Annotated in this window: 21 protein-coding genes and 1 pseudogene; 8 read left to right on the plus strand and 14 right to left on the minus strand. The window is 59.2% G+C overall.

The genetic code is table 11. The annotated features are described in order from the left end of the window. Positions 1–150 precede the first annotated feature (150 nt). Positions 151–825, plus strand: coding sequence for a helix-turn-helix domain-containing protein (locus K3756_RS14280; protein WP_259988515.1), 675 nt, complete (start codon positions 151–153; stop codon positions 823–825). Positions 826–881: 56 nt separating this feature from the next. Here the strand turns inward: K3756_RS14280 and K3756_RS14285 are convergent, their stop codons facing one another. Next, the gene (locus K3756_RS14285) at positions 882–1,313 is read right to left on the minus strand and encodes a DUF2267 domain-containing protein (protein WP_259988517.1); all 432 of its coding nucleotides are present in this window, start codon (positions 1,311–1,313) and stop codon (positions 882–884) included. Between the two features lie 20 nt (positions 1,314–1,333). Next, positions 1,334–2,515 carry a hypothetical protein gene (locus K3756_RS14290; RefSeq protein ID WP_259988519.1) on the minus strand — a complete coding sequence of 394 codons (1,182 nt, stop codon included), beginning with the start codon at positions 2,513–2,515 and terminating at the stop codon, positions 1,334–1,336. On the opposite strand from K3756_RS14290, the gene K3756_RS14295 reads away from it, so the two are divergent. Then, positions 2,514–2,726 (plus strand): hypothetical protein, encoded by a 213-nt coding sequence (locus K3756_RS14295; protein ID WP_259988521.1) that lies wholly within the window; start codon positions 2,514–2,516, stop codon positions 2,724–2,726. The two genes, K3756_RS14290 and K3756_RS14295, sit on opposite strands and share 2 nt — an antisense overlap. A gap of 78 nt (positions 2,727–2,804) precedes the next feature. Further along, positions 2,805–3,644 (plus strand): universal stress protein, encoded by an 840-nt coding sequence (locus K3756_RS14300; protein WP_259988523.1) that lies wholly within the window; start codon positions 2,805–2,807, stop codon positions 3,642–3,644. Here the strand turns inward: K3756_RS14300 and K3756_RS14305 are convergent. Further along, a complete protein-coding gene (locus K3756_RS14305) occupies positions 3,634–4,338 on the minus strand; it encodes an endonuclease/exonuclease/phosphatase family protein (protein WP_259988524.1) in 705 nt (234 codons plus the stop codon). The two genes, K3756_RS14300 and K3756_RS14305, sit on opposite strands and share 11 nt — an antisense overlap. Positions 4,339–4,393: 55 nt before the next feature. Here K3756_RS14305 and K3756_RS14310 point away from each other — a divergent pair, with 55 nt between their 5' ends. Next, the gene (locus tag K3756_RS14310; RefSeq protein WP_259988525.1) at positions 4,394–5,047 is read left to right on the plus strand and encodes a hypothetical protein; all 654 of its coding nucleotides are present in this window, start codon (positions 4,394–4,396) and stop codon (positions 5,045–5,047) included. A gap of 15 nt (positions 5,048–5,062) precedes the next feature. Here the strand turns inward: K3756_RS14310 and K3756_RS14315 are convergent, their stop codons facing one another. Together K3756_RS14315 and K3756_RS14320 are read right to left on the minus strand one after the other, a co-directional pair. Then, on the minus strand, positions 5,063–5,374 hold the full coding sequence (locus K3756_RS14315; RefSeq protein ID WP_259988527.1) for a chaperone modulator CbpM: 312 nt from the start codon (positions 5,372–5,374) through the stop codon (positions 5,063–5,065). A gap of 3 nt (positions 5,375–5,377) precedes the next feature. Continuing rightward, positions 5,378–6,340, minus strand: coding sequence for a DnaJ C-terminal domain-containing protein (locus K3756_RS14320; protein WP_259988529.1), 963 nt, complete (start codon positions 6,338–6,340; stop codon positions 5,378–5,380). A 77-nt stretch (positions 6,341–6,417) separates the two neighbouring features. Here K3756_RS14320 and K3756_RS14325 point away from each other — a divergent pair, with 77 nt between their 5' ends. The 3 genes and pseudogenes from K3756_RS14325 to K3756_RS19640 form a co-directional block, all read left to right on the plus strand. After that, positions 6,418–7,281: a universal stress protein gene (locus tag K3756_RS14325; RefSeq protein ID WP_259988531.1), complete on the plus strand. Its 864-nt coding sequence runs from the start codon at positions 6,418–6,420 to the stop codon at positions 7,279–7,281. Positions 7,282–7,298: 17 nt separating this feature from the next. Continuing rightward, positions 7,299–7,628 carry a ClbS/DfsB family four-helix bundle protein gene (locus K3756_RS14330; RefSeq protein WP_259988533.1) on the plus strand — a complete coding sequence of 110 codons (330 nt, stop codon included), beginning with the start codon at positions 7,299–7,301 and terminating at the stop codon, positions 7,626–7,628. Continuing rightward, positions 7,550–7,858 (plus strand): annotated as a pseudogene (locus K3756_RS19640) (ClbS/DfsB family four-helix bundle protein); the annotation flags it as partial. The gene K3756_RS14330 and the pseudogene K3756_RS19640, both read left to right, overlap by 79 nt. Here the strand turns inward: K3756_RS19640 and K3756_RS14335 are convergent. The 9 genes from K3756_RS14335 to K3756_RS14375 form a co-directional block, all read right to left on the minus strand. Further along, positions 7,800–9,500: a SulP family inorganic anion transporter gene (locus K3756_RS14335; RefSeq protein ID WP_259988535.1), complete on the minus strand. Its 1,701-nt coding sequence runs from the start codon at positions 9,498–9,500 to the stop codon at positions 7,800–7,802. The pseudogene K3756_RS19640 and the gene K3756_RS14335 sit on opposite strands and share 59 nt — an antisense overlap. Positions 9,501–9,538: 38 nt before the next feature. Further along, positions 9,539–10,423 (minus strand): MBL fold metallo-hydrolase, encoded by an 885-nt coding sequence (locus K3756_RS14340; RefSeq protein ID WP_259988537.1) that lies wholly within the window; start codon positions 10,421–10,423, stop codon positions 9,539–9,541. Between the two features lie 78 nt (positions 10,424–10,501). After that, positions 10,502–11,341, minus strand: coding sequence for a DUF6544 family protein (locus K3756_RS14345; protein WP_311201700.1), 840 nt, complete (start codon positions 11,339–11,341; stop codon positions 10,502–10,504). Between the two features lie 54 nt (positions 11,342–11,395). Then, positions 11,396–11,584, minus strand: a complete 189-nt coding sequence (locus K3756_RS14350) for a hypothetical protein (protein WP_259988541.1) — start codon at positions 11,582–11,584, stop codon at positions 11,396–11,398. 122 nt (positions 11,585–11,706) lie between these two features. Then, positions 11,707–12,669 carry an L-histidine N(alpha)-methyltransferase gene (egtD, locus tag K3756_RS14355; RefSeq protein ID WP_259988543.1) on the minus strand — a complete coding sequence of 321 codons (963 nt, stop codon included), beginning with the start codon at positions 12,667–12,669 and terminating at the stop codon, positions 11,707–11,709. Then, a complete protein-coding gene (gene egtB / locus K3756_RS14360; RefSeq protein WP_259988545.1) occupies positions 12,666–13,928 on the minus strand; it encodes an ergothioneine biosynthesis protein EgtB in 1,263 nt (420 codons plus the stop codon). Before egtB ends, egtD begins: the two co-directional genes overlap by 4 nt. A gap of 176 nt (positions 13,929–14,104) precedes the next feature. Further along, positions 14,105–15,238, minus strand: a complete 1,134-nt coding sequence (locus tag K3756_RS14365; RefSeq protein ID WP_259988546.1) for an endonuclease/exonuclease/phosphatase family protein — start codon at positions 15,236–15,238, stop codon at positions 14,105–14,107. Positions 15,239–15,381: 143 nt separating this feature from the next. After that, entirely contained in the window at positions 15,382–17,340 is a 1,959-nt protein-coding gene (locus K3756_RS14370) for a bifunctional 2',3'-cyclic-nucleotide 2'-phosphodiesterase/3'-nucleotidase (RefSeq protein WP_259988547.1), read from the minus strand. A gap of 125 nt (positions 17,341–17,465) precedes the next feature. After that, positions 17,466–18,860, minus strand: coding sequence for a pyridoxal-dependent decarboxylase (locus tag K3756_RS14375; protein ID WP_259988549.1), 1,395 nt, complete (start codon positions 18,858–18,860; stop codon positions 17,466–17,468). 158 nt (positions 18,861–19,018) lie between these two features. On the opposite strand from K3756_RS14375, the gene K3756_RS14380 reads away from it, so the two are divergent. After that, a complete protein-coding gene (locus K3756_RS14380) occupies positions 19,019–19,636 on the plus strand; it encodes a CDP-alcohol phosphatidyltransferase family protein (protein WP_259988551.1) in 618 nt (205 codons plus the stop codon). Positions 19,637–19,679 lie beyond the last annotated feature (43 nt).

Below are 19,679 nucleotides of genomic sequence, written 5' to 3' on the forward strand. Positions count from 1 at the left end.
TCAGAATGGTTGACGGTCGCCCGGATGCGCGGGCAACAGGATGCACCGTCAGCAGCATTACAAAACGATACAAAAGATCACAGAAAATACACTACGCCCATTACGGAAGACACTCAAGTTGCCCTCATCACCAACTGGGAGGCTGCCGAAATGTATGTGACCACGCCAACGGAATTTGCCGAAACCTATTGCGTCACACCGCTGCAAAGTGCCCGAACGCAGGCCGCGGCGGCGCACCTCAAATCGGGCGCGTGCCTGTATTTTGAGGGGGACGAAGTCGTCTGGCTGTATCAGGTGACCTCAGGTGTCTTGCGTCTGTCGCGCATGCTGGCCGACGGGCGCCGTCAGGTGATAGCCTTCGGCTACCCCGGTGATGTTCTGGGCTTCCCTTCAGACGGCTTGCACCATGCCGATTGCGAAGCGCTGACAGACGCGGTTTTGCAACCCGTGCGCCGCGCGCATCTGGAAACCGGAGACGGCGATCCGGCCCTGCATACAGCGCTTTTGCAGGCTGCCCTGCGCGAGATCAGCGCAATGCAGGATCATTTCATGATGCTGGGCCGCAAATCGGCAAGCGAAAAGCTGGCATCCTTTTTGTGCGTGCTCGCAGAACGTGTCGGAGAGCAAAGAGGCACGTGCAAACAGATTACCCTCCCCATGAGCCGGTCCGACATCGCGGACTTCCTCGGGCTGACAACCGAAACGGTCAGCCGCACTTTTACGCAACTGCGCAAAAGCCGGATCATCGCGATCGAAAATAACAACACCATCATTATCCGGCGCGCAGATGCCTTGTTCCATCTGTCACTGACCGAAGCGGACTGACCCAAAGCCGCACCAATACGCGGAAGCAACCGGTCTTTCGCGCGGCGTCCGTCGGGCTATGGCGGGGGCCACATGGCGCGCAGATATTCGGGCAGTCTGGCACGCACGTCCTCGATCTCTCCACGGCTGATGCGCGCGTTGAGCAGATCGAACACGCATGTGATGTCTGCCACCCCGCGAAAATCGCGCGTCTGATCCATCTGCTTGTGAATGAAGGAAACAAAGTCTTCGCCGCGCCGTTCCTTTATCGGCGTCACCTTCGGCACCCATCCTTCGAAAAAGAAGCCGCGGATCATGACCGGGAGTTGCGCGGACAGCTGGGCTGCTTCATCAACCGATAAATGATCGCGTATCCGGTGCAGAACAACGCGTAGGAGCCGCAAAGATGTGCGGTGCGAGGCATACTCGAGCCGCCGCGCCAATTCATTGATCCACTCATGCGTCAGGTGAACCGTATGATCGATCACTTCGAGACCCTGCGTCGTCATGCGCTGTTCCTCCTTTTCGGTCAGTCCCTAATGGGCGTCATGTCCACATCAAGAACGGCGTCGGGCGTGGTGATGAAAGACTGAAATACCGCGCGGGTCATCGCGCCGATGCCGAGCAAGACAAGCGTGTAGTTTGCCACCCATCCGACGAACGGGATGAAGTTCAGCAACGCGATACAGGCGATCGCACCGGCGAATATCAAGAGCCGCATAAGCGCGACAGGATCATCATCGCCGCCAAATCCTGTCCAGACCCGCATTGCGACATTATAGGCGCCCAGCGCGTATCCAAGTGTCCACGCGGCCACAATTGTGAGGATTGCAATCGGTGTGAACGGCAGCCCGACGATCGTCAGTGCGGTGATCGGGACCATCCCGATAAGAACCGACAACCCCAGAACGCCCAGCAAGAGCGTTTGTCCCGGGGCCTTTGCGGTGGCACGGCGCATGGCAGCAATTCGGGCAGGCATGAAGGAGAGGAGCACGGCCATAAGAGCGACGAAAAACAAGAGCGAGACGATGAACCCGAAGAACATGGACGCAAAAGTCGGCAGTGCGGGCATTTCCTCACCAATGACTTCCCACTCCTCCCAGACCCGCTCGCTCGAAACCTGCTCGAAGAACACACGGTCATCGGCCGCCACGCTTTGCGGCACACGCACCTCATCGGGTGTGCTGTAGGTCAGCGTGCCAGCGACGACCGCATCCGGCCCGAACGACAGCGTCTGTGCGAGGATTCGCACGTCCCCCGCGATGGACGCGTTCAGGATCACATTCCGCCCCGTGACGGTCAGCGCGCCACCGGCAGAACCGTCCACCGTGACCGAACTGCCCAACAGCCGCACATTGCCCTTGGTTTCGGAGCTGGCCTCGGTCCTGACCGAATACCCCATGACAGACAGATCCTCGCCCACGTTACCGCGCACGGTTGCAGTCGCGGCCATGACATACAGATCTTCGGATGCGTCTGCAGTCACCGTCACATCGAATCCCGAAACATGCAGATCCCCCTGCGATGTTCCGGCGATGCGTGCGCTGCGCGCCCCGACAAATGTGTCACCCGCTTCACTGATCGTCTGATCGACGTGGGCGCCATTAATGAAAGTATCTTCTCCGGTGCGCGTCGTAATCGTTTCTGCCCCGGCCGATTGTGACAGGGCAAGCAAACCGACAACGAAAACGGCTTTGAGAATACGCAGCATGACCAACCTCGCTTTGGAAATCCGTGGCTCCTTTCCAATTAAACCGCTGCGCAGCGTTCGGATTGATCCGGATCAATTGCGCGCGGCGGTCTGCTTGGTATCCAAAAAGCAGGCACATGTGGTGTCAGGTGTTTGTGGGCAGCCCGCCCCGGTCGTGAAGGCTGCTGGCTGCTTGTTTCATCGGCCTGGGCGCATCGGTGTCGGGCTTTAGGTCTGCAGGTGCCCTGACCGGGAAAGCAGGCGCATCCGCAATCGACATAGGATCGAAGACAATCCAAGGAGCATATTCATGGGACCCAAAACAATACTGGTCTGTCTGACCACTCCCGACCACGCAGCGACATTGCTGAGGCTGGCTGTGCCGTTGGCGCGCAAGCATGGCGCCCATCTGATCGGTCTGCATACGATCGAGGCTCTGGTCGTCTATCCGGGCATTGCGATGCATATCCCGGAATCCGCCTTTGCATCCTTCAACAAAAGCCAGCGTGAAGAAGCGGAGGCGATCAAGGATGTGTTTCAACAGTACACCCGCGCCGAGGACTTTGTGAGTGAGTACCGCCTCGTGAGGGCCGAAGCGAGTTCTGCCTCGGAGCGCATGATCGAAAGCGCAAGGGCGGCCGATCTCGTCATCATGGCGCATGAGGACAAGAACAGTGACCGCTTTGACCAGCGTCACGCGCAATCGCAGGTCATCCGCGAAAGCGGGCGGCCCGTGATCGTCGTTCCGCTGGATTATGACGGGCCGGAAATCGGCAGCAATTTCCTGTTGGGTTGGAGCGACACACGCGAGGCCGCGCGCGCAGCACATGACATGCTGGGGCTCGCGGATGAGGGGGCAGAACTGACCGTGTTGCGCGTCAGCAAAGCGTCGAAGGACGCCTTAACCGATTCCGATGCCATCGATATGTCCGAAATGTTTGCACGACACGGTCTCAAAACAACGCTGGAGCATCGAGAACCTATGGGCGACAGCATTGCCGATGTGCTTGGCACGGTCGCCTTTGAAAAGGGGGCCGACCTGATCGTGACAGGTGCCTTTGGCCACTCGCGGGCCTATGATTTCGTGATCGGAGCCACGACCTATGCGCTGCTTAAGGATCAAAAAGTTCCGGTGTTGTTCAGCAAGTAGCGGCAGGCACAGAAATGTCGGACCAAATAGGTAAGTGGTCCGACGCGATCCGGGCCAAGGGACCCTGCTCAACGCCCGCGTCATCCATACCGAGCCCGTGCGACAGCGCAAACCGGTCGAGCGCCGCAATCGGACGCCGGGCGTGAAACGATTGACCGGGAGCATGGATGTCAAACCTGTCGGCCAAGGGCTCCAGCCCCTTTTGACCCGACCATTCATTGAAGTCCCCTGCAATCACACAATGCGCATCGGCTGCGGTGGCTGCATTCAATTTCTCGAACTGCGAGATTCTGTCCCGACGTCTTAAACCCAGATGGGTCCCGACGATTGTCAGACCTGTACCCACATCCAGCGTCAGGCGGACCGCGCCGCGCGGCTCCAGCCCTGGCAGGGTGATCTGCCTGACACCAGACGCGGAAAACCCTTTGCGTATCAGCACCGCGTTGCCGTGCCAGCCGATACTGGCTTCGCTTTCCGCCACCGGCAGAACATCAAAATCGGTTTCGGCCTCGATCATCCTGCGCGGCAGGGCCGTCGGTCGCACCCCCAAACGCTTATCGGCTTCCTGCAAGAGAACAACGTCCGCTTCCAGACCGTTGACGACCTGCAAGATACGCTCTGGCCTGCGCCTGAGGTCAAGCCCGCGCGCTTTGCGTATATTATAGCTGGCGATACGTATCTGTGTTGTCTTCATCTTTGGTATATAGGCAGAGATAGGGCTGATTTTAACACCACCGGACGAGGAACCTGTGAAACTGATCCGCGACAGCAGCAGCACCATGCTGATCATCTGGGCGATGCTTCTCGGCACTGCGCTGGTGGCTCTCGTGCTGGCGCGGTGGTCATTGGCTTTCGTCAGCTTTGCGACCCTGGCGTTGTCGCTCGTGCCGCCTTTGCTGGCCGCGCGCTGGTCGCTCAAACTGCCACTGCCGTTCTTGCTGTTCACAACCCTGTTCTTCTTTGCTTCCATCTTTCTGGGGGAGGCGTTTGATTTTTACGAACGGCTGTGGTGGTGGGATCTGGCATTGCATACCTCATCCGCAATCGGATTTGGCCTGACGGGATTTCTTTTCGTGTTCATGCTGTTCGAAGGCGACCGTTTTGCCGCGCCACCATCCGCCATCGCCTTTATCAGTTTTTGCGTTGCGATGACCGTGGGCGCCACATGGGAGATTTTCGAGTTTGCGATGGACAGTTTTTTCGGTCTGAACATGCAAAAGTCCGGCCTCAACGACACGATGGGTGACCTGATCGTCGATGCCATCGGCGGGCTGATCGCGAGTTTGACCGGATACTTGTATTTGCGCCGTGATGCTGCTGGGCCACTGGGTCTCGGGCTGAGCCAGTTCATCCGCCTGAACAAACGGCTGTACCAGAAATACAAACGGCGGCTGAAGAAATAGCGGGTTGGCGCGACATCAGTGTGGGTTTTCGGCCCATTCGTATTGCATCAACCTGCGCAGCGCCGCGTCACGCTCTTCGAGCAGGTCGAGCACCAGCGCCACGCCCGCAACATTGACACCCAGATCACGGTGAAGGCGACGGGCCTTTTTGGCACGTGAAATATTGCTACCGGCGAATTGCCACTTCGCGACTGTCGTTCCTTTCGGCTCGAGAACGCCGTGATCCACCAGTTCGATCACCCATGTCTCATCGGCCTGACAAAAGCGGCACAGATCCGATAGGGACAGCGCCTCGATGACACGGCTTTGCTTCGTCGTTTTCTTCATTGGCTATCCTCCCATTTGTGCACGCGAATCAAACGCCAGACGCTCGGCCATATCTTCGAAAAAAGCGCGCGCCTCGGCTGTCTCGACTTTCGGGTTCACGATCCTGAGCGTGGCGTAGATATCGCCGGGTGCGACCCCCGGAAGGCCCTTGCCCCTAAGTCGCAGTTTCTGGCCGGTTCGCGCATTTTTCGGAATTCTCAGATCCACCTTGCCCCCGGGGGTCGGCATGACCACGTGCCCGCCCAGCGCGGCCTCCCACGGAGCGATGGACAGATCGAGATAGAGATCTTTCCCGTCAGGCCGGTAAACGGGATGCGCGGCAAAGGTCACTTCCAGAAACAGATCCCCTGCAGGTCCTTGGCCAATTCCACGATCCCCCTGCCCTGACAGCCGGATATGCTGTCCTTGTGTGGTACCTTTGGGAATACTTACCGAGAGCGTTCGATCCTCGAAAGTGACCGAACCATCGCGGCCCAGCACGGGTGTCCGCAGGTCCAGTTGGCGCGTTGCCCCTGTGTAGGCGTCCTCGATCGTGATTTCGATCCGGCCATGACGATCCGCGCCCGGTGCGTTGGCCATATCGTGCGGCCGGCTACCCTGATGGCGATACAAGCTTTCGAAAAAATCGCTGAAATCCGCGGCTGTGTGGTCGCGAGAAAAAGAAAAGCCGCCGTCCGGGTCCGCCGGTTTTCGCGTCCACTCCTGCTGCTGTGGCGGCTCTTGCCCCAATTGATCATATGCGGCGCGGCGCTCGGGGTTCTTGAGCGCTTCATACGCTTCATTGACCTCTTTGAATTTGATCTCGGCGCCTTTGCCGGGGTTGATATCGGGATGATATTTACGCGCCAGCTTGCGGAACGCTTTCTTGATATCGTCGGTGCTTGCGTCCTTCGAAAGACCAAGCACCTTGTAGTAATCCTTGAAGTCCATGACGGGTTTTCCAGCCGATTGAATACCACTGAGCATGCGCCGGAATCGTTCGTGCCAGATTGATCTGTGTCATTCCTGAACGGGCACCTTCATGCCAATCTCGGATCGCAACAATGATGAGGCAAATCGCGATGACCCGCAGGACAATACTCTATGTGATGGACGCAAACACGCCAGACGCCCAGATCACCGATGCGGCAGTGGCCGCGGCGCAGGATCAAACCCATTTGATCTGTCTCATCCTCGCGCAGGCCCCGGCGTTGCCGATGTATGCCTACGGTGTTCCGCCCTATGGCGGCGTGAATATACCAGACAACTGGCCCGAGCTCATCTCCGGCGCGCAACAAAAGCAGAAAACCCGGATAAACGCTGTCGAAACTGTTCTGGCAAAAAGCAACGCATCCGGAGAGGTTGTTTCTGCCTTGTGTGTCAGCCGCGATATTAAACATCACGTCGCGCGTGTGGCGCGTGTCAGCGACGAAGCGTTCATTGCGCCCAACCTGCGGGAGACGCCGGTATTCCTGCACGAAGTCGCGGCAGGCGTTCTGTTCCATGCGCCAGTCGGCCTGCGGATCAATGGTACCCTGTCACAGGTTAACAAACGCATCATGATCGCGTGGGACAGCAGCAAAGCGGCGTCCGCGGCAGCCCACGCGGCCCTGCCTCATTTGAAGTCGGCCACTGACGTGTTGATTGCCTGTATCGATCCGGTGATGACACCCGACCGCGATGGCGAAGAACCCGGCGCGGACATTGCCGCTTGGCTGAGCCATCATGGCTGTAACGTGACAGTTGCGCAGTATCCCGGCGGCGGGCGCGAAGTAGAACAGTGCATTCAGGACCGCGCGCATGAGTTCGGCGCTGATCTGGTCGTGATGGGGGCATACGGCCATTCGAGAATGATCCAGACAGTCCTCGGCGGTACCACGCGGTCGTTGATGGACCAGACGGAAACGCCAGTGCTTTTTGCCCACTGACACCGGGAGGCGGTGCGATGGCGTGCTCGACCAAAAAAGATCTGATCGCTCTGACCGAGAAGGAGTTTGAAAAGCTGTTCAAGCTTATTCGATCATTATCGGAAAAAGACGCACAGCAGGCTGTCGACGGGACCACGATAAGGGAAATTGTCGGGCATCGCGCGCATTGGATCGATCTGTTTTTGGGGTGGTACCATGACGTACTAGAAGGAAAAGAAGTGTATTTTCCTGCAAAGGTTACAAATGGAACGACCTCAAACGCTACAATGCGGATCTCAAACGGCGCCAAGCGGACCTGTCGTGGGAAGACGCGCGCGCTCTCTTGGAAAACCGCCATCACGCCTTGATCGGGTTCTTGTCCGCGGCGTCCGAAGGGGCTTTGTATGCGGGCCCGATGAAAGGCGCCAATAACAACTGGACCCCCGGCAGATGGGCGGAGGCCGCCGGACCGAGCCATTACCGTTCTGCCGCAAAATTTGTCCGATCGGTGTTGCGCGCCAACAGCAAATCGCGAGGCGTCAGATCCGCGACAATGCGCGAAAGGCGTCATGCTGCGACAAGAAAACACGGCCTGTGAGATGGTCGAGGAAATGGCCACGGTGCAGCCGATCCATCACCGGGCCTTTCACTTCTGACAAGGACAGATCGATGCCCATCTCTTTGAGACGGATGTTGATCATCTCCAGCGTCTCCAACGCGCTAAGATCGATTTCGTTGACGGCCGAGCACATCAGCACCACATGCCTGAGCTGCGGGTCGTCAATCACCCGATCATAAATATAGTCTTCCAGAAACCGTGCGTTCGCAAAGTACAGGCTCTGGTCGATGCGCAGGCTCAGCACCTGTGGATCGGTTTGCACGTCGTGGCGCAGGATATTCCGGAAATGCTCGGTTCCGGTGACACGCCCGACCTCGGCCACATGCGGGCGCGACGTGTCAAAAAGAAACAGCGCAATGGACAGTATCACGCCCGCGCTTACACCAACCTCTACGCCCAAACCGAGCGTGAGCAGCATTGTCACGGCAACCGCTCCAAAATCCCTTTTCGAATATCGCCAGCTGTGCCGCAAAATCCGCAAATCAACCAGCGTCAGAACAGCGACGATAATCGTCGCGGCAAGCGTTGCCTTTGGGAGAAAGTAGATGAGGGGCGTGAGGAAAAGGGAGGCGACCGCAAGCCCGATTGCGGTAAATGCGCCCGCCGCCGGTGTTTCCGCGCCGGCGTCGAAGTTGACGACCGATCTGGAAAATCCGCCAGTTACTGGAAAGCCACCGGTCAGTGCCGCACCGATATTCGCAGCACCCAGACCGATGAGTTCCTGATTAGGGGCAATCCGGTGACGTTTCTTGGTGGCGAGTGTCTGCGCGACCGAAATGGATTCGACAAAACCGATGATCGAAATCAAACAGGCAGGCAGCGCCAGGGCCGACACCAAATCCAGTGAAAAATTCGGCCACGTGAAGGGTGGCAGGCCCTGTGGCACCGCACCCACGATATGCACACCCTTCCCATCAAGTGCGAAGACCCAAACCAGCGCGGTTGTAACACCGACGGCCAGTACCGGACCCGCCTTGGCCGCGAAATCCGCCGCCGTGGGTCTCAGCCCCATTCCGATCAGCATAGGTCGCAGGCCAGAGCGCACCCAGAACAGAAAGACGATGGCGGGTAGTCCGATCATCAGCGTCAGCGCATTGGCAGCATCAAGATCGCCAAGCATCGACGATACGATCTGAAACAGCGTGTGTCCTTCGGCGCTGATCCCGAAAATGTGCTTCAGCTGGCTCAGGGCGATAAGGATACCGGACGCGGAGATGAAACCCGATATGACCGGATGCGACAGGAAATTGGCGATGAACCCCAATCTGAAGAGCCCCATCGCCACCAAGATTGCGCCGGACATGCCTGCCAGCGTAAGCGCCGCAGTCGCGTAACCGACATCTATCGTGCGCGTCACTTCTCCGACTGCAGCCGCAGTCATGAGCGAGACCACGGCAACCGGGCCGACCGCGAGTGTCCGGCTTGTGCCGAATACGCTGTACAGAAGGATGGGAACAATAGAGGCATAGAGCCCTGCCTGCGGGGGCAGGCCCGCCAACATCGCGTAGGCCAGCGACTGCGGGATGAGCATGATCGTTACAATGAGGGCCGCCACCGCGTCTCGCGCAGCAGTTGTCGCGTCATACTCGGACGCCCACTGCAGAATCGGCAGATGGCGCATCCAACCCGTGGGCCGACCGGCCCGCCCGCGTCCCGTGTTCACAGCGCGTTGATGGGCAGTTTCAGCATCGGCGTCCCGTCATCGCTTTTTGGCACCTCGCCTGCGCGCATGTTCACTTGCAGCGATGGCAGGATCAGTTTGGGAACATCCAGCGTCGCGTCGCGGGCCTCACGGAAACTGACGAATTGCTCGCGGGTCTTGCCCTGACCGACGTGTATATTCTCTGCCTTTTCCGCCGCGACGGTGGTTTCCCACATGATGTCGCGCCCGCCCGGTCCATAGTCGTGGCACATGAACAGCCGCATCTCGTCGGGCAGCGAAAGCACCTTTTGAATGGAATCGTAGAGTTCCCCGGCATCGCCCCCCGGAAAATCGGCGCGCGCCGAGCCGCCGTCAGGCATGAAAAGCGTATCGCCCACAAAGCTCGCGTCCCCGATCACATGGACCATACACGCAGGTGTGTGCCCGGGTGTAAGGATCGCGAATGCTTTCATCCCGCCAATGCTGTAAGTGTCACCGTCCTTGAACAACCTGTCGAACTGGGATCCATCGCGCTGGAATTCGGTACCCTCGTTAAAAACCTTGCCGAAAACGTCTTGAACTACTGTGATCTTTTCACCGATGCCGATCTTGCCACCCAATTTTGCCTGAATGTAGGGGGCGGCAGACAAATGGTCGGCGTGCACATGGGTTTCAATCAGCCAGTCCAGTTCCAGATCATTGTTCTTGACGTAGCGAATGATTTCGTCCGCGTGTTCATACGTCAGGCGACCTGCGGCAAGGTCAATGTCCATCACAGGATCGATCACCGCACAAGATGCACTTGCCGGATCCTGAACGACATAGCTTATCGTGTTGGTGTTCTTGTCGAAAAAGGCCTGAACCTTCGGATGAACGTCCATGTCTGTAACGTAGTGGGTCATGCGGCTTTCCAATATCAGATACGTGTATAATAGAGCGATTGACCGTCCCCTTCAGTGACATGGTCACACTTGCCAAATTCAATTTGCGGCGTGTGGAAATAAGATCTGTTCCACGTCGGCGATGTAGAATGCAAAGTAGTTGTCGGAGCCGAAAAAATTGCCAGCCTCAACCCGTGTTGGCAGCGTAAACCCCTGAAACTCCTTGAAGTTCTCCAGAGTACCGCCAAAGCTTTGCAGCTGGTATGACTTATCCGGGTTCGCATTGCTCCAGCGCGGAAATACGATCTGGATCGGCCGACCATCGGCACCGACCGTCAAATCAAGGCTCTGCGACATCTCCCGATAGGTCATCGTCAGCCGCGCGGCATTCTGGCCGAGTTCGGTCCACACAACACCCGGCCCCGGCAGCACGGCGGCGGGGGTCCAGAAAACGGCCTCTGCCACGTACCGCCCAAATGCCGATCTCGCATGATCCGCAGTACCGCCTTGGCGTGCGACAGGCAGCAGCCCTCCCATGCGGAACCGCGTCCATTCTCCGCTGTCCGAACCGCTCAGTCGCAAATGGCCGGACCGCATCTTGACCTGCCAGACGAACCCTTCCGGTGCAGCAAGCACCTGCCGACCTTCCATCCGCATGTAATTGGGCCTTTGCGCGGTGCCGAGGCTAAATTTCCCCGACATACGTATGTCCGCGACAGTAAAAAGTGCCGTTCCCTCTGCAATCGCAAATCGGAAAAACCTCTGTGCGGGTTCTGGGAGCCCTGTAATCATGCTGTGGTCGAAAACTGCGGGGGCCCTTGGCTGAAGTGCGAGCAATCGGGCTATTTCGCGCCGATCCGCGCGATGATCCACCGCTCTGAGCAAAGCGAGGCACGACACCCCCAAAACCAATACAGTGAAGAACACGACAAAGCGCATCTTGAACCAATCCTCTTTGCGTTCATCGCCTTTGCGGCTGCGCTCGGGCTTGCGTCAAACCGGAAAATTGCCATCGTCGAATGGATCGGTGCCAGGGTCTTCGGAGGGTTCAGGCGCTTCGGGTGGTACGGGCCGCACGGCTGGATCCATCGGCGGAGGCGCTTCCTTTGGATGTGGTTGGTCCTCAGGATCGAGCGGCATAGGCGCTTCGTCAGGCGGGTCGGGCGTGTCTGTGGGTGACATGTGCACATCCTTTCGTTCTTGCGAAAATGTGTAGCGCGTGCAGCCGCACCAGCATTGACCAAGATCAAATGGACTTGCCTGTTCTTTTCTCCAAAGCAACCGACCCTGTGCGCGGGATCGGGCTAGGCGCGGATGGATTCTGCCGCCTCCAGCACGCAAACGGCAAACGCTTCGTCTGCATCGGTCAGCATCCGGTTCAACTTCCACCCCGCCTCATGCGCCAGTTTCTCGATGCTATCGGGCGAATATTTGCGTGCCGCACTGACGTGGATGCGTTCATCGCGCTCAAATTCGAAGGTTTGCCCGCTCATCTGCGCAGTCTGATCGCGGGTCGAGACCAGATGCATATCGATACGCGCAGCCAGTGCATTCCACGTCGCCTCATAGTCAAAAGCGTTCACGTCGAAATCGGCACCCAGTTCATCGTTCAGACGCACCAGAAGATTGCCAATGAATTGTGCCGTCACGCCTTGGGTATCGTCGTAGGCCGCGATCAGCGTTTCGGGATCCTTGACCAGATCGGCACCGAGGATGAAATGGCCGACATCGGGCCACGCACGGGCATGTAACAACAGATCACGTGCCAAGGCGGGGGGCAGATTGCCAATGGTCGAGCCGGGGAAGAACCCGACGACCTGTTTGCCCGCCACACCCGGAGGCAATGCGACCGGGCCGGTAAAATCGGCTACCACGGGCATGATGCCAAGCGCAGGATACCGCAGGCGCAGATCGTCTGCCGTTTCGAACAGGAAATCGCGTGAGATATCAATCGGGACATAGGCCCCGAAATGTGCACCGGCATCCAGTAAGGTGCGCGTTTTGACGGACGCCCCCGAGCCCAGTTCCGCCAAGGCCCCACCCGGCGGCACGAGACCGGCCAGATAAGGCGCGTGGGCGCGCAAAATACCCGCTTCCGTGCGGGTTGGATAGTATTCCGGCAGTGTTGTGATACGCTCGAAAAGCGCGCTGCCGCGTGCATCGTACAACCACTTGGGGCTCAGCACCTTTTGCGGTGCAGAAAGCCCGCGCAGTGCATCCTCGCGCATCTCGCGCTGCGTGTCTGTCAGGGCTGCACTGTCTTTCACGAAGCGTCACGCGCCAGTCTGAGACCCATCATCTGCCACCGCTGATGAGGATAGAAAAACGTACGGTACGTGGGCCGCATCTGTTCGGCCGGGGTTGCACAGGATCCACCCCGCAGGACGCGCTGATTGACCATGAACTTTCCGTTGTATTCGCCCAAAGCTCCTTCGGGTGCCCGGAAGCCCGGATAGGGCGCGAAATCGGATGACGTCCATTCCCACACGTCCCCCCAGATGCCGGCCCCAGGCAAGGGCCGCAGCGCGCCGGTATCGCCTGCGTCGCCCATCAGGTTGCCCGTGATCGGCGTATCGCGAAAGGCAAGCTCGTGCTCCGCCTCGGTCGGCAGGCGTGCGCCCGCCCATCGGGCAAAGGCGTCGGCTTCGTAATAGCTCACGTGAACCACCGGCGCATCGAGTGCGACAGGCTGCGGGCCGCGCAGGCTGTAGGTCCACCAGACATCATCTTGTTGCCACCAGTAAAGCGGATGGTCCCAGGCTTCGCGCATGCGCACGGCGTGACCCTCCATCAGCCAATGTCGCGCGTCGTCGTATCCGCCGTCTTGCATGAACGCGATCCAGTCGCGGTTGGTCACGGGGCGGTGCGCCATTTCGAAAGGGGCAATAAAAACCCGGTGGCGCGGGCCTTCGCAGTCGTATGCAAAGCCGGGGCCTTCATGGCCAATTTCCACCAGGCCACCCTCGTGGCGCTTGTACTGCTGAGGCACCTCGTGGGTGATCTCCAGCGGCTGGGGATCCTTGTAGACCGGCAAAAGCGGATTGAAACTCAGCCCGTGCAACAAATCGGTGACCAGCAGCTCCTGATGCTGCATTTCGTGGTGACACCCGAGTTCGATCAGACCTGCAATGCGTTCGGCATCCCCGCGGCCCGAGGCGACGAGGGATGCCATACTGTCCTCTACATGGGCGCGATAGGACCGCACCGCGTTTCCGTCGGGGCGTGACACCAACCCGCGCCTGTCACGGGCATGACGCGGTCCGGCCTGCGTGTAGTAGGAGTTGAACAGAAACGCGAACCGGTCGTCCGGCGAGACATACCCCGGCGCGTGCGGTCGAAGGATGAATTCCTCGAAAAACCAGGTGGTATGGGCAAGGTGCCATTTGACCGGCGACGCATCCTCCATGCTTTGCAGCATTGTGTCCTCGGGGCACAGCGGGGCGGCAAGCGCATCGGTGCGCGCGCGGGTCCGGCGAAAAAGCGACAGACTTTGGTCAGGCGCGAGAGGTGCTGGGTTTGCGTTCATGCTGTCGTCCTTTCGGCGTCTTTTCGCGCGGCCCTTGCACGCGGTTTTGCGGGTGTTCCAACCCACGTTCGGAAGCGCGAAATGTCAGTCTGTGTTATTCGCGTCAAAATTGAAACAGGGCGGGGTTCACCTTTTGGTGCGCGGCAATGGGCCGCCGGTTCGGGTGCCTCAGGATGTCATGCGACCGGGCCGCGCGGTATGTCAAAGGCTACAACCAACGGACAATGGTCTGACGCCTTCGGCCTGTCCCAGCCGACGCGGGGGTAGCGGTTGATATCGTCCGTATTGGGAACGCGGTAAGGCTGCCCCTCGCGAATGAAACGCGGCGCTTCGGACACCATTTCAGCCAGTGCAGGTGAAGCAATGATGTAATCGAGCTGCGATTTGGTGGGGCCATTTGCGTAAAACTGGCTCCACCGGTCGATGGGATCAAGGCTCTGCGCAAGGTTGATCCCGAAACCACCGTCGAGCAGCGGATCGACGCCCGATCCGGTTCGGTTGCCCGATGGTGCATAGTCACGTATCGTTTCGGGCCGCCCTTCGGTGCGGCTTACGAAAATATGCTCCTGTGCATCATTCAGATCACCGACCACGGCCCAGAGCGCCTGCGCTGGATCGGGAAACTTGCGGTTGATGATCTCGCGGACCGTCAGCGCCTCGAGCTGGCGCATCGCGTGCCCCTTGTCCTCACCGCTGCCCATCGATTTGAAGTGGCAGTTGAAAACTGTAACCGGCGTTCCGCGCATATCCAGAACAATCTCCAGACAATCGCGCCTGAATATGCGTTTCCCGCGCATCTTGCCCGCGAGGACACGCGCGGCGTCATACTGTGCAAGCAGGGCTTCGCCGGTGGGCTCATCGTCCAGCCAGGCAGGCGTCAGCGTGGCATGCGAGCGGGCATAGAACGGATAGTTCCGCGCCCCCAGCGCCGCAACGTCAATACCTCTGAAATCATTGCCTTCCTGCAGAACCCGGTGCGGCAGGCTGTCTCCCCCTGCCTTGGTGTAATAGGCCCGCAAAAAGCGCTGCAGAGCTGTGAAATTGTCGACCTCCTGCAGGCAATATACATCCGCATCCGCCGCAATCATGGCAAGCGCGGTGTGCTGGCGAAAGTCGTCTGCCTGCGCGATTGCCGCCGTTTCGACGGTACGTTTGAATTGTTCGAATTTCGACAGATCACCGTTGCCATAGGGCGCATAGAACAGTGCGACCGGATCGAGATATCTTTCGTCGCCGCGATCCGAAAAGGCATCGAAATCATGCCGCAGAAAGAGGTTTTCTATGTTGAAAGTACAAAGCCGCAGTCGCATATCAAAGCCTTTCTCAAAATCATTTCTGACTGCTTTCAGGCTAGGCGCTTGCCGGTTTTGTGCAACGATTCCCTTAATGCGGGTATCAATGCACCCGTGCGGATCTTTCCTGCACGGGTGCCGTTTTCTTTACAACAGCTTGGTCAAAGCGCGATGCGGAACGCGGCGAAGCCGTCCGAGCCTTCGCCCGCAGGCTCGACCGACACACCCTTGACGTCACCAACGTATTCCGCGGCTTTGGGGCCTGTTTCGAACAGGACACTCGCGCCTTCGACAGGCGCGAAAGACCAGTTTGCATCCGCGCGCGGGCTGATCGTGCCTTTCTCGACGATGTAGCGGACAATCACGTCGCGGTTGGTGTCCGGCCCTTCGAACACGATCGTATCCCCCATGGCACCGGGAAAGCTTCCGCCGCCGGAGGCACGGTAGTTGTTCGTGGCCACGATGAATTCTGCGTCCATATCGAGCGGCGCACCATTGTAGGTCAGGTTTACGATCCGGTTCGCGTCGGCATCAAGCAGCCCGCCTTTGGGATCAAAACGGGAAGGCTGGCTTAGATCGATCTGATAAGCGACCCCGTCCATGACATCGAAGTTATAGCTGGGAAAGTCGGGATTGAGCAGCGGTTGATCCGCCACGCCCGCCTCCACCTGATTGAACATGCCCGCCGAGCGTTCCAGCCAGTCTTTCACCTGCTGTCCGCTGATCCTGACCGCACGCACCGTATTGGGATAGAGATACAGATCGCTGACATTCTTGATCGCCACATCGCCCGCTGGCACGTCGGTGTAATACTCCGGTCCGCCCCTGCCCCCCGCTTTGAAGGGTGCGGCGGCCGACAGGATGGGCAGGCCTTCGTGCGCGGTTCCCTGCATCATCTGCTCAATGTACCAAAGCTGCGCATTGGACACGACCTGCACCGACGGATCATCCGCGACCAAGGCAAAATAGCTGTGCAGGTTTGCGTCCGTTTTGCCAACGGCGCGGCGCACATAGGCAAGTGTCTCATCGTGCGCCTGCTGCGCGGAGGCAAGCACGGCGGGTACACTTTCGACAAGCGCGGTCACACTGCGGTCTTCGTTCCGCTTCGCGATGGGGCGCGCCTCAGCCGTGTGTCCAGCGATGCGCCAGCTTCCGCCGTCGCGTTCCAGCATAAGGTCGATCAGCCCCAGATGGCTGCCCCAAAAGCCGCCCATCGTCGCCGGTTTGCCATGGATGGTACCGGCGTCCGCGTCGACCGCGGCATAGTCCGCATAGGTGCCCGACGGAAACACGAGATGCGAGTGACCGGTCAGGATCGCATCGATGCCCTCGACAGCAGCCAATGGAACAGATGCGTTTTCCATCATGTCGGCTTCGTCCGCAGCGCCGATCCCCGAATGGGACAGCGCGATGATGATATCGGCGCCCTGCTCTTTCATCTGAGGCACATAGGCGCGGGCTGTTTCCAGAATGTCGCGGGTCTGAACGTTGCCTTCGAGATGGCGGCGGTCCCAGTTCATGATCTGGGGGGGTACAAAGCCGATCAATCCGATCTTGATGGGATGGGTCGCACCCGCACCATCGGTGATCTGGCGATCCAGAATGACGTAAGGCTGTATCAACGGTGTGTCCTTGGTCGGGTCACTCCCGCGCTCCTTGATGACATTGGCACTGACCACCGGGAATTGCGCGCCGTTGAGCGACTTGAGTAGAAAGTCGAGACCGTAGTTGAACTCGTGGTTGCCGAGGGTCGACGCATCGAAACCGACTTCGTTCATCGCCTGAATGACCGGATGCATGTCGCCGTCGGCCATCCCCCGTTCATAGGCGATGTAATCGCCCATGGGGTTGCCCTGCAGAAAGTCCCCGTTGTCCAGCATCAGCGAATTGGTCGCCTCCGCGCGGATCTCCCCGACGATGGCCGCCGTGCGGGCCAGTCCGACTGTATCGCGCGGTTTGTCAGCGTAATAGTCGTAGGGGAAAACATGCACGTGCAGGTCTGTCGTCTCCATCAGCCGCAGATGCGCCTGATTGGATGCCGCGTTGACAGAAAACGGATGCAGCGCCAGCAATCCGGCAGATCCGGCAAGGAAGTGGCGACGATTGATCGTGAGGGTCATGGCAGTTGCTCCTGTGTGGGCTGTCAGCGAGCCTCCAGTCTGCGCAGATGCCGCCCCGATGACAAAGCGCTAATTCCCCGCGGCTTGGCCCGCCCGCAATAACCCGCCGTCGTTTCAGGCGCGCATCAGTGCACCGCAAGCGCGCCGATCACATCCGCGGCCATCATCACGTCGTCGCGCGTCGTATCGAATTGGCCCACCTGGAACCGGATGACCTTGCGACCCGCGTGCAAACCCTGTGTCACATAGATCCGGCCATCATCGTTGATCGCATCCACCATCCTTTGCTGGGCGGCGTCGTCCCCGGCGATCCGGAAGGTAAATATGCTCAGGATCGGCTCGGTCACGATTTCGATATCTGGTTGCGCGCGCAGCACCTCGCATATCTCATGGGCCCATTGCGCATGATTGCGCATCCGTTGGCGCAAATCTTCCAGACCGTAGGACCGCAGGAGAAACCATAGCTTCAGCGCGCGAAACCGGCGTCCGAGCGGGATGGTCCATTCCGAATAGTTGGTGACCGCGGCACCCGATGTCTTCAGATACTCCGGCTCGATCCGCAACGTATCGAGCTGTTGCGCGGGATCGCGCAGGAACTGCACGGAACAATCGAATTGCGCCCCCAGCCATTTGTGCGGGTTGAAAACAATACTGTCGAAGCCGGCAGCGCCGTTCCAGAACGTCGCCCTGAAGTCGGGGCAGATCATCGCCGAGCCCGCCCATGCCGCATCAAGGTGTGTATAGAGCGCCTCGTCCCGGGCGACGTCCAGTACAGCCTGAAGATCATCGCAGGCGCCGATGCCGGTGCCCCCGGTGATCGCAATGATCCCTGCCGGAACATGGCCCGCCGCGCGGTCGTTGGCGATGGCACGGCGCAGCGCGTCACAATCCACACCGAAATTGCCGCCGTCGTGCGTGCCGATCTTAACCAGATTCTCCTGACCGATCCCCGCGACCCAGCAGGCACGGTCGATGGACGAATGTGCCTGTTCCGAGCAATAGATGCGCAAACGCCCCTGCCCCGAAAGCCCCGCGCGGTTGCCTGTCCAACCGGTTGCACGCTCGCGCATCGTCAACACCGCCGACAGGGTGGCCGATGAGGCGCTGTCTTGTATGACGCCTGCCATCCCGTCCGGCAGGTCCATTGCCTGGCGCAGCCAGTCGATCATCACTGTTTCAAGCTCTGTCGCGGCGGGCGATGTTTGCCACAGCATGCATTGCGCCGCGATTGTCGTGACAAGCATCTCGGCCAGCATGGATGGCGGGGCGGCATTTGCCGGGAAATACGCGAAAAAACGCGGATGTTGCCAATGCGTGATGCCCGGCATGACGATCCGTTCAAAATCGGCTATGATCGTGTCCATTTCTTCGCCGGTCTCTGGCGGGGCGGGCGCAATCTGCCGCGCGATGTCGCCCGGCGCGGTTTTTGCACGCACGGGCCTGTCGCGCAAGTCGCGATGATAATCGGCCGCCCAAGCGCTGATTTTGGCGCCCCATTCCGAGAATTCGTCCCACTGCATAGCGCGCCTTTCCTGCTGCTGTCTTGATGCGACGATGGAAGCGTTGGGCCGCACTGGCAAGTGCGTTGTGCATCCGCGCTCTCGCACCTCAACAAGTGGTGAGTTGCAAACCGGGCCCAAAGTGTTCACAGGATGCGCAATTCGTGCAAGGTGACCCTATGTTTGATGCTGTGATGCGCCGTGTGATTGATCCGCCCCTCAACCGTTTGGGGCGTGTGCTTGCAGGCTCCGGTCTGCGGGCCGATTGTGTGACCGTGGTCGGGCTCGGGCTCGGCATGGTCGCGGCTGCGCTGATTGCGTTCGATCACAGCTTCTTAGCGCTTGTTCCCCTGCTGTTGAGCCGCCTTGCCGACGGGCTGGATGGCGCAGTGGCCCGCGCGACGCGCAAGACCGACTTTGGCGGATACCTCGATATCGTTGCGGATTTTGCTTTTTACGGCGCCGTGCCGATGGCCTTTGTGATGGCCGATCCCGCCTCAAATGGTGCCGCAGGCGCGTTTCTCTTGTGCAGCTTCTACGTGAACGGCACCAGCTTTCTGGGCTACGCCGTGCTGGCCGAGAAAAACGCGATGCAAAACGACAGTCTGGGCAGCAAGTCGCTCTATTTTACCCAAGGCCTGCTCGAAGGGACCGAGACAATCGCCTTTTTCGTGCTGCTGTGTCTGTTGCCTGGCTGGTTTTCACCATTGGCCTGGGTTTTTGGTGGTCTGTGCTTTGTCACCGCGGTTTCGCGCGTCTTGCTTGCGCGCCGCACCTTTCAGGACAACAGCGACTGACAAACGAAACGGGGGCCGCCAAAAGCAGCCCCCGGTCGATACA

Source organism: Sulfitobacter sp. S190, from assembly GCF_025141935.1.
GTDB lineage: Bacteria > Pseudomonadota > Alphaproteobacteria > Rhodobacterales > Rhodobacteraceae > Sulfitobacter.